General features: G+C 43.3%; 1 pseudogene. It reads right to left on the reverse strand.

Annotated elements, in window-relative coordinates:
- Positions 1 to 105: 105 nt before the first annotated feature.
- A pseudogene (locus A3762_RS06610) lies at positions 106 to 543 on the reverse strand (phosphomannomutase/phosphoglucomutase); the annotation flags it as partial.

A 543-nucleotide genomic window follows, 5' to 3' on the forward strand; every position in this document is an offset into this window, starting at 1 on the left:
ATAGTTTTACCCGCGAAACGTTGGATATAAGGCAGAGCCTTATTCAATACAGAAGCGACTTGAATCGCACTGTCTTTATCTAAACTCATTTATTCGAACTCTTAACTAAAACGGGATATTTAAACTGCTATCAACAGCTAATAATTGCTCTTTAAAGCGCGCCTGAATGCGTGCAATTGCCGACTCGTTGTCTGCCTCAAAACGGAGAACCAAAACCGGCGTTGTATTCGATGCGCGACATAGCCCCCACCCATCTGCAAAATCAACACGTAATCCGTCGATGGTAGAGACACTACCATCTTCAAATGCTGCAGCACGCCCACAAAGCTTTTCTATCAATTCAAACTTTGTTTCGTCCGTCACGGTGATATTAATTTCTGGTGTACTGGTATCTTCTGGGAATTCCGCAAACACTTCATCTGCCGAACGGTCTTCAATACCAAGAATTTCAAGTAAACGAACGGCGCTGTATACACCATCATCAAAACCGAACCAACGCTCTTTGAAGAATATATGACCACTCATTTCACCAGCGAGTAAGGC

The sequence above is a fragment of the Oleiphilus sp. HI0125 genome (assembly GCF_001635355.1).